Annotated in this window: 11 protein-coding genes; 4 read left to right on the top strand and 7 right to left on the bottom strand. The window is 73.5% G+C overall.

The features are described from left to right. Positions 1 to 6: 6 nt before the first annotated feature. The 3 genes from ABZT06_RS37170 to ABZT06_RS37160 all read left to right on the top strand — a co-directional run bounded on the left by ABZT06_RS37170 (position 7) and on the right by ABZT06_RS37160 (position 4,753). Complete coding sequence (locus ABZT06_RS37170; RefSeq protein ID WP_355751518.1) at positions 7 to 1,644, top strand: sugar ABC transporter substrate-binding protein; 1,638 nt, start codon at positions 7 to 9, stop codon at positions 1,642 to 1,644. A 43-nt stretch (positions 1,645 to 1,687) separates the two neighbouring features. Further along, entirely contained in the window at positions 1,688 to 2,758 is a 1,071-nt protein-coding gene (locus ABZT06_RS37165; protein WP_355751516.1) for a LacI family DNA-binding transcriptional regulator, read from the top strand. A 120-nt stretch (positions 2,759 to 2,878) separates the two neighbouring features. Next, on the top strand, positions 2,879 to 4,753 hold the full coding sequence (locus tag ABZT06_RS37160; protein ID WP_355751514.1) for a DUF2264 domain-containing protein: 1,875 nt from the start codon (positions 2,879 to 2,881) through the stop codon (positions 4,751 to 4,753). 3 nt (positions 4,754 to 4,756) lie between these two features. Here the strand turns inward: ABZT06_RS37160 and ABZT06_RS37155 are convergent, their stop codons facing one another. From ABZT06_RS37155 to cobM, 7 genes are read right to left on the bottom strand one after another with little or no spacing between them, the layout of a single operon-like run. Further along, positions 4,757 to 5,101 (bottom strand): hypothetical protein, encoded by a 345-nt coding sequence (locus tag ABZT06_RS37155; RefSeq protein WP_355751512.1) that lies wholly within the window; start codon positions 5,099 to 5,101, stop codon positions 4,757 to 4,759. A 6-nt stretch (positions 5,102 to 5,107) separates the two neighbouring features. Next, positions 5,108 to 6,187, bottom strand: a complete 1,080-nt coding sequence (cobC, locus tag ABZT06_RS37150; RefSeq protein WP_355751510.1) for an Rv2231c family pyridoxal phosphate-dependent protein CobC — start codon at positions 6,185 to 6,187, stop codon at positions 5,108 to 5,110. Then, positions 6,177 to 7,106: a sirohydrochlorin chelatase gene (locus ABZT06_RS37145; RefSeq protein ID WP_355751508.1), complete on the bottom strand. Its 930-nt coding sequence runs from the start codon at positions 7,104 to 7,106 to the stop codon at positions 6,177 to 6,179. The genes cobC and ABZT06_RS37145 overlap by 11 nt, the downstream gene beginning before the upstream one ends. Further along, the gene (locus ABZT06_RS37140) at positions 7,103 to 7,696 is read right to left on the bottom strand and encodes a precorrin-8X methylmutase (RefSeq protein WP_355751506.1); all 594 of its coding nucleotides are present in this window, start codon (positions 7,694 to 7,696) and stop codon (positions 7,103 to 7,105) included. The genes ABZT06_RS37145 and ABZT06_RS37140 overlap by 4 nt, the downstream gene beginning before the upstream one ends. Then, on the bottom strand, positions 7,693 to 9,384 hold the full coding sequence (gene cobJ / locus ABZT06_RS37135) for a precorrin-3B C(17)-methyltransferase (RefSeq protein WP_355751504.1): 1,692 nt from the start codon (positions 9,382 to 9,384) through the stop codon (positions 7,693 to 7,695). Before cobJ ends, ABZT06_RS37140 begins: the two co-directional genes overlap by 4 nt. After that, complete coding sequence (gene cbiE / locus ABZT06_RS37130; RefSeq protein WP_355751502.1) at positions 9,381 to 10,682, bottom strand: precorrin-6y C5,15-methyltransferase (decarboxylating) subunit CbiE; 1,302 nt, start codon at positions 10,680 to 10,682, stop codon at positions 9,381 to 9,383. Before cbiE ends, cobJ begins: the two co-directional genes overlap by 4 nt. Next, positions 10,679 to 11,497 (bottom strand): precorrin-4 C(11)-methyltransferase, encoded by an 819-nt coding sequence (gene cobM, locus ABZT06_RS37125; protein WP_355751500.1) that lies wholly within the window; start codon positions 11,495 to 11,497, stop codon positions 10,679 to 10,681. Before cobM ends, cbiE begins: the two co-directional genes overlap by 4 nt. Before the next feature lie 95 nt (positions 11,498 to 11,592). Between cobM and ABZT06_RS37120 the strand changes: the two genes are divergently transcribed. Next, the gene (locus tag ABZT06_RS37120) at positions 11,593 to 12,321 is read left to right on the top strand and encodes a ZIP family metal transporter (protein ID WP_355751498.1); all 729 of its coding nucleotides are present in this window, start codon (positions 11,593 to 11,595) and stop codon (positions 12,319 to 12,321) included. Positions 12,322 to 12,340: the final 19 nt, after the last annotated feature.

Raw genomic sequence — 12,340 nt, 5'->3', positions numbered from 1 at the left:
TCACCCATGCCCAGCCTGTCCCGACGCACCCTGCTGCTGTCCGCGGGAGCCCTCTCCCTCCCCGGTGCGCTGACCGCCTGCTCCACCGGCTCCGGCGACAGCGACGTCTCCAACGCGGGCAAGAAGCTGGCCCCCTGGCCCGCGTACAAGGCGGCGAGCGGGCCCAAGCCGGACCTCGCCCCCACCGAGGCGGGCGTCCAGGCCGGATACACCGCCTACCCCGCCGACCTCGTCACATCCGTCTCCCGCACCCCCGGCGACGGCTCCACCGTCAAGGTCATGTCGGTGTCCTTCGGCACTCCTCCCAAGCCGTCCTCGGCGAACCGGTTCTGGGCCGCCGTCGAGAAGGCGCTGGGCGTGAAGATCGAGTACACGATCGTCTCCCAGGCCGACTACCAGAAGAAGATGGCCACCGTCATGGCGGGCGACCCCGACACCCTGCCCGACATCATCAACCTGTTCTCGGGGTTCGTCCTGCCCCGCGAGGCCGAGTTCGTGCAGCGCCGGGCCGAGGACCTCACCCCGTACCTCTCCGGCGAGGCGGTCGCCGACTACCCGAACCTGGCCGGCATCCCCACCCACGCCTGGCAGGACATGGGCCGCGTCGGCGGCCGTATCTACGGCATCCCGCTGGAACGCCCGCTGCCCGGCTCCACCCTCTGGCTCAACCAGGGCCTGTTCACCGACGCCGGCATGAAGGAGGGCTGGACCTCCGAGGACTTCGCGGCCGTCGCACAGCGGGCCACCAGCGGCCGCACCTACGCGCTCGGGGCCGCGAACGGCTCCCTGTTCGGCAACGCCGTGCACGCCGCCGCCCACAACGCGCCCAACGAGTGGGCTGTCACCAAGGACGGCACCTTCCGGCACTGCGCCGCCGACGAACGCTACAAGGCGGCCATCGCCTACCAGGCCCGGCTCCGCAAGAACGGCTCCTACTACCCGGACTCCACATCCGTCTCGCAGATCGACCTGACCACCCTCTACTACAACGGCACCGTCGGCTCCATGCAGGACGGCTTCGGTGCCTACCTGCCCAAGTACCGGGATTCCCAGGGCAAGTTGACCCCGGCCGCAGCCCTGCCGTACAGCGTGGACGGCGAGGCCGGCGGGATCGTCGCCGCCCGCCGCTCCTTCGGCTACACCGTCCTGAAGAAGGCCAAGAAGGAGCGCGTCGAACTCCTCCTGCGCATCCTCGACTACCTGGCCGCCCCCTTCGGCAGCAAGGAGTGGGAGCTCGTCCACTACGGCGTCGAGGGCACCCACTTCACCCGCGGCAAGGACGGCTCACCCGAGCCCACCGAGCTCGGCGAGGTCGAGAACAACACCAACCTGCCGCTGAAGTACCTCGCCGAGGGCCCCCAGGTGCTGTTCGTGCCGGGCATGCCGGACGCCGTACGGGCCCTGCACTCCTGGCAGCAGAAGGTCGTGCCGCACGCCATCCGCAACGCCTCCAACGGCCTCCAGTCCCGGACCAAGAACGCCCAGGGCACCACACTCAAGGCCATGCTCGACGATGCCGTCACCGGCATCGTCGCCGGACGGCTGCCGCTGTCCGAGTGGGACGCGGTGGTCAAGAAGTGGCGGGCCCAGGGCGGCGACAGAATGGCCGGGGAGTTCGCGAAGGACTACGCGGCCAACACATGAGGCGCCGCCGGTGGAACAGGAGACGCGGGGGATGGAGAACGACATGACGGACTCGGGGTCCAGGAGGCGGGTCACGATCCGTGAGGTCGCCGAGCGGGCGGGGGTGTCGATGGCGACGGCCTCGCGCGCGCTCAGCGGCAACCACCCGGTACCGGCCGCGACCCGGGCCCGTGTCCTGCGTGCCGCACGCGATCTCGACTACGTCGCCAACGCGCACGCCCGGGCGCTGGTCGGCGGCGGCCGCAAGATGGCCGCCGTCGTCGTCCGGCAGGTCACCAGCCCGTTCTACGCCCAGGTCGCCGAGGGCGTGGAGGCCGAGGCCGCCGACCGCGGGTGGCTGTGCGTGGTCGGGGCGACCGGCGGGGATCCGCAGCGGGAGATGGAGTTCGTGCAGCTGATGCGGGAGGAGGGGGCCCGGCTGGTGATCCTCGTCGGCGGGGTCGTCGAGGACGAGGCGTACCGCTCCCGCGTGGCCCACTACGCGCAGGCCCTCGCCTCCTCCGGGGCCCGGCTGGTGCTGTGCGGCCGCCCCGCTCCCGATCCTGACATCCCGGCGCTGGTCGTCGAGTTCGACAACGAGGCGGGGGCCCGGGCGATCACCGGGCACCTGCTCTCCGCGGGGCACCGGCGGATCGTCTTCCTCGGCGGGCTGCTCGGGAACACCGCCCTCGACGCGCGAGTCGCCGGGTACCGGGCCGCGCTCGCCGAGCACGGGCTGCCGCCGGCGGCCGCACGGGTCGTCGACTGCGGGCTCGGACGGGCGGCGGGGCTGCGCGCCATGGCCGAACTGCTCAAGGAGGCCAGGGAGTTCACGGCCGTGGTCGCCGGGGACGACATGGTCGCCGCGGGGGCGCTGCGTGCCATCGCCGACGCCGGGCTCGGTGTGCCGGCGGACATCTCCGTCGTCGGCTACAACGACATCCCGCTCGCCGAGGACTTCAACCCCCCGCTGACGACGGTGCGGACTCCCGCGGAGGAGCTGGGACGGGCCGCCGTGCGGATCGCTCTGCGCGACCCGGACAGTGCGGCGGGGTCCCACCATCTTCTCGGTACGCACATCGTCGTGCGCCGAAGCGTCGCTCCGCCCGGAAGGGGGTCCGGCGACCGCGGGTGATTCGTGGCTGGTCGCGCCCCGCGGCGGAGCCGCATATCGATACAGCCCCGCGCTCCTGAATCGCCGCGCCACTGAAGGAGCGCCACCCTCACCCTCGATCCGTGGAGGACCGGAAACCGTATGACCGCGCCGCCCGTGTCACCGTCCGACGAGCCGACGCATCTGCTCCCGCCCCTCGACCGGCTCTCATCCCCCGTCACCGGCTGGACCCGCGCCCACTGGGAAGCTCTCGCCGACCGGCTGCTCGACGGGATCCTGCCCTACGCCACCCCCGGCTTCGCCCAGTACCGGCTGCCGGGACCGCCCAGTCACTCCGGGGTCTGGTCCGACGGCCTTGAGGGGTTCGCGCGGTCCTTCCTGCTGGCCGCCTTCCGGATCGCGGGGGCGGCGGGCCGCGTCAGCCCCACACTCATCGAGCGGTACGCCGCCGGACTCGCCGCCGGCACCGATCCGCGGCACCCCGAGCACTGGCCGCCGATCGCCGACCGCGCCCAGCCCATGGTGGAGGCGGCTTCCATCGCCCTCGCGCTGCACGAGACCCGGCCCTGGCTGTGGGACCGGCTGGACGACGGCGTGCGGGGACGGGTGGCCGAGTGGCTCGGCCACTTCGTCGGGGCGACCGCCAACGACTCCAACTGGCGGCTGTTCCAGGTGATCACGGAGGAGTTCCTGGCGTCCGTCGGGGCTCCGCACAGCCGGGCGGAGATCGACGCGGGCCTCGCCCGGCTGGACGACTGGTACCGGGGCGACGGCTGGTACACCGACGGCGACGGGAAGAAGTTCGACTACTACAACGCCTGGGCGCTGCACCTGTACCCGGTGCTGTGGGCCCGGATCGCGGGACCGCGCGCCGCCCCGCGGACCGTGGCCCGCCACCGCGACCGGCTGCGCGAGTTCCTCGGCGTCCACCCGTACTTCTTCGGCTCCGACGGCGCCCCCGTCCACCAGGGCCGCTCCCTCACCTACCGGTTCGCGGCCGCCGCCCCGCTCTGGGCGGGCGCCCTCGCCGACGCCACCCCGCTGCCGCCCGGCGTCACCCGCCGCCTGGCCTCCGGCACCCTGAAGCACTTCACCGAGCGGGGCGTCCCCGACGAACGCGGCCTGCTCTCGCTCGGCTGGTACCGGCCGTTCCCCGGAGTGCTCCAGCGCTACTCGGGCCCCGCCTCCCCGTACTGGGCGAGCAAGGCGTTCCTAGGGCTGCTGCTGCCCGCGGACCACCCCGTGTGGACGGCTCCCGAGGAACCCGGCCCCGTCGACACCACCGACACCGTCCTCGCCCTTCCCGCCCCCGGCTGGCTGATCCACTCGACCGCCTCCGACGGCATCGTCCGCCTGGTCAACCACGGCACCGACCGCCTCCCGCCCCCACCCGCGACCGACGCCGACAGCCCCCACTACTCCAAGCTCGCCTACTCCACCGCCACCGCCCCCGAGACCCCCCTCGGCCCCGACAACCACCTCGCCCTGCTCGCCCCCGACGGCACGCCGTCCCCCCGCGGCCGTATCCACCCGCTGCACTGCGAAGGCAACAGGGCCGCCTCCTGGCACCGCGCGCTCGGCCACCGCGTCGAGACCGTGAGCGTGGTCCACGGCCCCTGGGAGATCCGCGTGCACCGCATCGACGAGGCGCACAACGGCCGGGTGAGAGAAGGAGGTTGGGCCCTGGCCGACGACACCGGGCCGCCCGTCGCCGTGTCCGGGCCCGGCTGGGCGCGGGTCCGCCGGGCGGCGGACGGACTGACGAGCACGATCGTCGGCCTGTACGGCTGGGGCGAGGGCGCCGGAACCGTCGTGGCGGCCGAGGACACCAACGCGTACGGGCGGCACTCGGCCACCCCCGTCCTCGAAGGCGCCGGGCCGCTCCTGGTCACCCTCGTGACGCTCGGCACCGGCCCGCACACCGGGGCGCGTGCGCTGGTCGATGCGGAGGGGGTGGTGGAGGTGCGGTTCCCGGACGGTGTCAGGGAACGGGTGGGCCCGCAGGAACGGGAGTGAGGATCAGACGTCCTCCTCGGGGCCGATATGGCGAAGGACCGACTCGAGATCGCCGGCGGTGACGAGCCCGTCGATGACCTTCACCATGGACGGCAGACCTGCGTCACGCACGATGAGGCCGTCCCAGCACCACCAGTAGTCGCCCTCCAGGGCGCCCGACCGCTGGTGATGGTCCATGAGCCGGTGCACCTCGTCGAGCGTGAACATGGTGCCGCACCAGCGATCGCCGTCGTCACGGGTGACCCACATGTCCACGTTGCAGACCTCGTCCAGGTCCTCGCCCTCACTGGGGACGAAGCAGATCTCGTACCCGTCACGCCTGACCCGGTAAAAGGGACCGTCCCACATGCGAGCTCACCCCTTCGACAACGTCACCGCCTGATCCAGCACCTGGAGGAACCGGTTCACCGTAGCCCGGTCCCGCACCGCGATCCGCAGCCACTCCTCACCGAGCCCCGGGAACGTGTCCCCGCGCCGCACCGCGAAACCCAGGTCGCGCAGATGCCGTCGTACGACGGTGGCCTTCGGCAGGCGTACGAGGACGAAAGGGCCCTCGGCCGGTTCGACCACCCGGAGGCCGTCCGGAGCGAACTCCCGTAGCCCGGCGACGAGATGGGCCCGGTCGGTGGAGACGCGGTGGGCCGCGTGGGCGGCCTCCGCGAGGGCCCGCGGCTCCATGCACGCCACGGCCGCGGCGAGGGCCGGGCTGGAGACCGGCCACAGGGGCTGGGCGCGCTCCAGGGCGGCGATCGTCTCCGGGGCGGCGAGGACGTAACCGATCCGGAGCCCCGCCAGGCCCCACGTCTTCGTCAGGCTGCGCAGAACGACGAGTCCGGGCACGTCCGTGCGCCCGGCCAGGGCCTCGCGCTCGCCCGGCACCGCGTCCAGGAACGCCTCGTCCACCACCAACGTGCGCCCGGGGCGCGCCAGTTCGGCGACCGTGGCGGCCGGGTGCAGGACCGAGGTGGGGTTGGTCGGGTTGCCCACGACCACCAGGTCGGCCTCCTCGGGGACCGCCGCCGGATCGAGCCGGAAGCCGTCCTCCTCCCGCAGCAGCACCCGGTGGACCTCGTGCCCGGCATCCCGCAGCGCCGCCTCCGGCTCAGTGAACTGCGGGTGCACCACCACCGCGTGACGAACCGTCAGAGCTCGCGCGAGCAGGACGAACGCCTCGGCGGCCCCCGCCGTCAGCAGCACCCGTTCCACGGGCACCTCGTGCCGGGCCGCCACCGTCGCCCGCGCCCGCCGCCCGTCGGGGTAGGCGGCGAGCCCCGTCAGCGAGTCGGCGATCCGCTCCCGCAGCCAGGCCGGGGGAGTGTCCGCGCGGACGTTGACGGCGAGATCCGTGAGCCGCGCGCCGTCGTCCCGCACCTCGGCGTCACCGTGGTGGCGCAGATCGTGCCCCCCGGCGCTGTCGGTCCTGTCAGTGCGCATGGGTGTGGGTGCCGTGGTGGTGGCCGTCGTGGTGGTGGTGGCCGTCGTCGTCCGGGTGGAAGTGCGGCTGCTGCGGCAGGCCCACCTTGTCCTCGAAGCCCGGCAGCGCGATGCGGTACACGCACGAGTCGCAGTTCATCCGCAGATCGCCCCTGACGGCCTCCTCGTACCGCTCCATCACCAGGTCCAGCAGCTCCGGCTCCGGACCGATGACCTCCGCCGAGCGCACCTCGACCTCCGGATGCGCGGCCGCCCAGCCCTCGGTCTGCTGCTTCACCCGGTCCGGCAGGATGCCGGTGAACAGGAAGTAGGGCAGCACGACGATCCTGCGCGCCCCCAGCGCCACACACCGGTCGAGACCGCTCGGCACGTCGGGCGCCGCCAGCGACACGAACGCCGTCTCCACGCCCGCGTAACCGCGCCCCTCCCACAGCAGCCGCGCCGCCTTGTACACCTCGGCGTTGGCGTCGGGGTCCGTGGAGCCGCGACCGACGAGCAGCACGGTCACGTCCGCCCGGTCCGTCGGGGTGCGGCCGCCGGTGGCGCCCAGCGCCTGGTCCAGGCGCCGCTCCAGGACGTTCAGCAGCGCCGGGTGCGGGCCCAGCGGGCGTCCGTAGGTGTACGAGATCCCGGGGTGGCGCTCCTTCTCGCGGGACAGCGCCGCCGGGATGTCGCCCTTGGCGTGTCCGGCGGACACCAGCATCAGCGGCACGGCGGCGAATCGGCGGACACCGCGCTCCACCAGTTCGGTCACCGCGTCGCCCAGCGGCGGCGGGGACAGCTCGATGAAGCCGCCCGCGACGGGCAGTTCGGGATGGCGGGCCCCCAGCTCCCGGACGAAGTCGCGGAACGCCTCGGCTCCGGCATCGTCCCGGGTGCCATGACCGGCGATGAGCAGGGCGGGCGGCGGGGTGGTCACGATGTCTCCTCGGTCTTCTGGACAAGGGGGTGGTACAGCAGGGCGTTGAGCGCGGCGGAGGCCACTGCCGAACCGCCCTTCTCGGACACGTTGCTCACGGCGGGCAGCCCGCTCTCGCGCAACGCGGCCTTGGACTCGACCGCGCCGACGAAGCCGACGGGCAGCCCGATGACGAGCGCCGGGGCCGCGTCCAGGGTCAGCAACTCCTCCAGCGCGGTGGGCGCGTTGCCGATCACCCAGATCGCCCCCGGGCCGACCTGCTCGTGGGCGAGCCGGATCGCGTGGGCCGAACGGGTCAGCCCCGGCCCGGACTTCGCGTCCCTCAACCGGCAGACGGTCTCCCGCCGGGTGATGCCGGCCGCGACCATCTCCACGTCCGTCACGACGGGCGCACCGGAGTGCAGCGCGGCGTGCGCCTTCTCCAACTCGCCCTCGTCCATGACGAGATCGGTGGCGTACTCCAGGTCGGCGGCGGAGTGGATGACCCGCTCCACGACCGCCCGGGTCAGCGGCGGGAAGTGCGAGGTGTCCAGGCGGGCGCGCAGCCGCCGGTAGGACTCCACCTCGATCGGGTGGACGACACGGTTCACTTCGAGCCCTCCTCCGACGTCTGCCAGCGGTAGCCGCGCGGCGTCACCATGCGCCCCGCGATGTCACGGGTGGCCGTGTTGCCGACGGTCACGACCGTCATCATGTCGACCGTCGCCGGGTCGAGAGCGGCCAGGGTCGTCAACCGACCGGACTCGTCCGGCCGCGAGGCGTTGCGCACGACACCGACCGGTGTGGCCGGCTCCCGGTGCTCGGCGAGGATCGCGAGCGCCTTGGGAAGCTGCCAGTCCCGGCCCCGGGAACGGGGGTTGTAGAAGGTGACCACGATGTCCGCCTCGGCCGCCGCGCGCACCCGCCGCTCGATGACCTCCCACGGGGTGTGCAGGTCGGACAGGCTGATGGACACGTGGTCGTGGCCCAGCGGGGCCCCCAGGATCGCGGCCGCCGCGAGCGCCGCCGTCACGCCCGGGACGCCGACCACGTCGATGTCGTCGGAGGCCTCGGCGAGCGCGGGCGAGGCCATGGCGTACACGCCGGCGTCCCCGCTGCCGATCAGCGCGACCGCCTGGCCCTTGCGGGCCTCTTCGACGGCCATGCGCGCCCGCTCCTCCTCCGCCCCCAGGCCCGACTCCAGGACCCGGGTCCCGGGCCGCAGCAGATCACGGATCTGGTCGACGTACTGGTCGAGCCCCACGAGCACGGAAGCGCGCCGCAACTCCGCCTTCGCGCGGGGCGTGAGCAGGTCCCGGGCGCCGGGACCGAGCCCGACGACCGCGAGCCGGCCACGCGCGGGACGCCGTACGACCGCGCAGGTGGCCATCGCCGGCAGAGCCGCCGATTTCCGCTTGGGGACGAGGAGTTCGCCGCCGCCGATCAGAGCGGCGGCCTCCGCGACCGACGGGGTGCCGACGGCCGCCAGCGGCGCGTCCGACGGGTTGGGCACCTCGACGGCGGCCAACTCCTCGGCCGAGTGGGTGACCAGGGGCACGCCGAGCCGCTCCGCCGCCGCCACGATCCCCGGCTCCTCGGCCTTGGCGTCCACGGTGGCGAGTTCCGCGACGCTACGAGGAGACAGTCCGGCCTCCCGCAACGACCTCTCGATCAACTCCAGTACTTCCTCGGCGGGCGCGCCCTTGGAGGCGCCGACGCCGACCACGAGCGTCGGCGGCCGCAGCACGACCTCCCGCTCGGAGAGCTCGGCGAGCCGGTCCGTGACACGGATGCCGTACGCCCCCTCCGGGGCGACCGGCAGCGGAGGCAGCGGCCAGCCCGACTCGTTGTGCAGGGCGACGGGTTCCCCGTCCAGGAGCGCCCGTGACACCGCCGCCACCGCACCCTCCACCGGCAGCCCGAGCGTGTCGAGCCCCGGCACGCCCACCGCGTCGGTCGCCGTCGTCACCACCGGCTCGGCACCCAGCAACTGCCCGACCTCCCGGGCGAGTTCATTGGCACCGCCGCCGTGCCCGCCGACCAGGGACACGGCGAACCGGCCGCCCTCGTCGACACACACCACACCCGGGTCGGACGCCTTGTCACCGAGCAGCGGCGCGATCAGGCGTACGACCGCCCCCGTGGCCAGGAAACACACGAGCTGCTCGCACTCCGCGAACGCCCGCCGCACGGCGTCCCCCACGGGCCCGTCGTACACGCGCGTACGGTCCGGCCAGGCCGCGGCCAGCCGGTCGCGCGCCGCCGCCCCCGCCGCGGTGGCGGAAATGAGGCCGATCACTGAGCAACTCCTTCACGAGAGACGGGGTTTCTGGCACCCCACAGCAGAAAGACCGGATTGGTCGCCGCGAGCCGGGTCACGTCCCCGGGCAGCGGTGCGAGACGCGACGACTGGAGCAGTACGCCGTCGCAGTCGAAGCCGGCGCCGGTGAGGGCCGCGCGTACCGCCGGCACCCGGTCCAGCGCGGCCATGGCGACGACCACGCTCCGCCGGGCCCGCCGCGCGCACTCGGCGACAATGCCGGGCAGCTCGCGTCCACCACCGCCGACGAACACGGCGTCCGGGTCGTCCAGTCCGGCGAGCGCGTCCGGCGCCGACCCGTGGACGACCTGGACGTCGACTTCGTGCGCGGCCGCGTTGGCGCGGATCCGCTCGATCCCGTCGGGGGCCTTCTCGACCGCGACGACGGCGGCACCGAGCCGCGCGCACTCCACGGCCACGGAACCGGAGCCCGCGCCGACGTCCCACACCAGATCCCCGAGCCGCGGCCCGAGCCGGGCCAGCGCCAGCGCCCGTACTTCGAACTTGGTGATCATCGAGTCTCGGTGGGCGAACGCGTCCTCGGCGAGGGCCCAACCAGGAGGAACGGCTGCGGCCCCGGCGACCGTCCGCACAGCACCGATGGTCCGCCGCTCGTCGAGACACAGGACGACACTGACGGCCGTGCCCCATTCGCGGCTCGCGGCCTCGGCAGGGGTGACCCACTCGACACGCTCATCCCCGGTACCCAATTCGGAGGCGACCACGAGAACGCGCCCTAGGGGCGCGGGGCTGTGTCTGTTTGCGGCCCCGCCGCGGGGCGCGACCGGTCCCGACGGCGCCGCAGCCGCCCGACCACCCAACGCGGCACCGAGCTCCGCAGGCCCAGCCCCCGGCCCCGTGAGCACCGCCACCTTCGGACGAGCCCGGCACACGTTCACCGCCGTCCGCAGATCCCGCCCATGCGCGCTCACGACCACCGCGTCGTCCCACGGCAACCCCACGCGGGCGAACGCGGCGGCCACGGAGGACACACCAGGACGGACGTCCAACGCAGCCGCCCCGAACCGTTCCGCCAGCACCCGCACGATCCCGAAGAACCCGGGGTCTCCGGACGCCAGCACGACGACCCGGCTCCCCTTGTCGTGATGCCGTTCGATGATGTCCAGCGCCGGTGCGAGCGGTCCGAGGACGACCCGCTCGGCGCCTGCGGGGACCGCCGCCGCGTCAAGGTGCCGCCGCCCGCCCACGACCAGCTCGGCACCGGCCAGGGACTCCGGGGGCGCCGCCCCCGTCCCCGTACCCACCACCGTGATCACGTGCTCGCACCCCGCGAGCGCAACGCCCGCCGCGCCTCCGGGTCCGCCTTGCGGTACCCGTGGAAGTGCCCGGGGTGGTAGAGGTGCGACCGTGTCCCCTCGGAGCCGAGGGCCGGCCCGACCAGGAACAGCGTGTGCTTCCACAGCTTGTGTTCCTTGACGGTCTCCTCCAGCGTCTCGATCGTGCACCGCACGACCAGCTCCTCGGGCCAGGTCGCCTGGTAGGCGACCACGACCGGGGTGGACGTCGGATAGCCGCCCTCCAGCAGCTCCCGCACCAACTGCCCACTGCGGGCCGCGGACAGGAAGATCGCCATGGTGGTGCCGTGCTTGGCGAACTCCCGTACCTCCTCGCCGGGCGGCATCGGCGTCTTGCCGCCGCCGAGCCGGGTCAGCACGACGGACTGCGCGACCTCGGGGATGGTCAGCTCGCGCTGCGCGAGCGCGGCGACCGCAGAGAAGGCGGAGACGCCGGGCACCACCTCGGTGGCGATGCCGATCCGCGCGCACCGGTCGAGCTGCTCCTGCGTGCCGCCCCACAGGGCGGGGTCGCCGGAGTGGATCCGGGCGACCCTGAAGCCCTCCTGGTGGGCCCGCTCGTACACGGCGACGACGTCCTCTAGCGACATGGTCGCCGAGTCGAGGATCTCCGCGTCCTCGCGCGCGTGCTGAAGGACCTCCGCCTGCACCAGGCTCGCGGCCCAGATCACGACGTCGGCCTCGGCGATGGCGCGCGCGGCCCGGAACGTCAGCAGATCGGCGGCGCCGGGGCCGGCACCGACGAAGGTCACCTTGCCGGTGGGGGCATCGGCCATGGAAATCGGTCCTCTCGTCACAAAAGGTCTTAGGGGTGCGGTCGGCGCGGGGGCCGGATGTGCGTGAACGGGGGTTGATCGGATACGAAGGCCCTATGGCGGTCTTCGTCGCGCTCGGCGCGTTCCTGATGACGCTGGCCGGCGGCTGGACGGCTCAGCGGGTGACCGACCGCCGCCATCTGGTCCTCGGCCTGGCCGGCGGACTGATGCTCGGCGTGGTCGGGCTGGACCTGCTGCCGGAGGCGCTGCGCGCGGCCGGCGACGAGGTCTTCGGCGTTCCCGCGGCCCTGCTCCTCTTCGTGGCCGGCTTCCTGCTGGCCCATCTGGTGGAACGCCTGCTGGCCGCCCGCCAGGCCGCGCACGGCGGCGAGGAGCACGACGGCCGGGTGCCCGAGGTGGGCCTGACGGCCGCCGGCGCGATGGTCGGCCACAGTGCCATGGACGGCGTCGCGATCGGCGCCGCCTTCCAGGTGGGCGGCGGCATGGGCACGGCGGTCGCACTCGCCGTCGTGGCCCACGACTTCGCGGACGGCTTCAACACGTACACGATCACGAGCCTGTACGGGAACGCCCGCCGCAAAGCGCTGACCATGCTGTTCGCGGACGCGGTGGCTCCGGTGCTGGGCGCCGCCTCGACGTCGTTCGTGACCATCCCGGAGGGTCTGCTCGGCGGCTATCTCGGCCTCTTCGGCGGCGCGCTCCTCTACCTCGCGGCCGCCGAGATCCTCCCCGAGGCCCACCACGAACACCCCGCCCGCTCGACCCTGCTGTGCACGGTCGCGGGCGTGGGTTTCATCTGGCTGGTGGTGGGCCTGGCCGGTTGATCCGGCGGTTCTGGAGCAG

It is taken from the genome of Streptomyces sp. NPDC005483, from assembly GCF_040606035.1.
Lineage (GTDB): Bacteria > Actinomycetota > Actinomycetes > Streptomycetales > Streptomycetaceae > Streptomyces.
The sequence above is the reverse complement of the archived record's forward strand: the minus strand, read 5'-3'. Positions and strand labels throughout refer to the sequence as shown.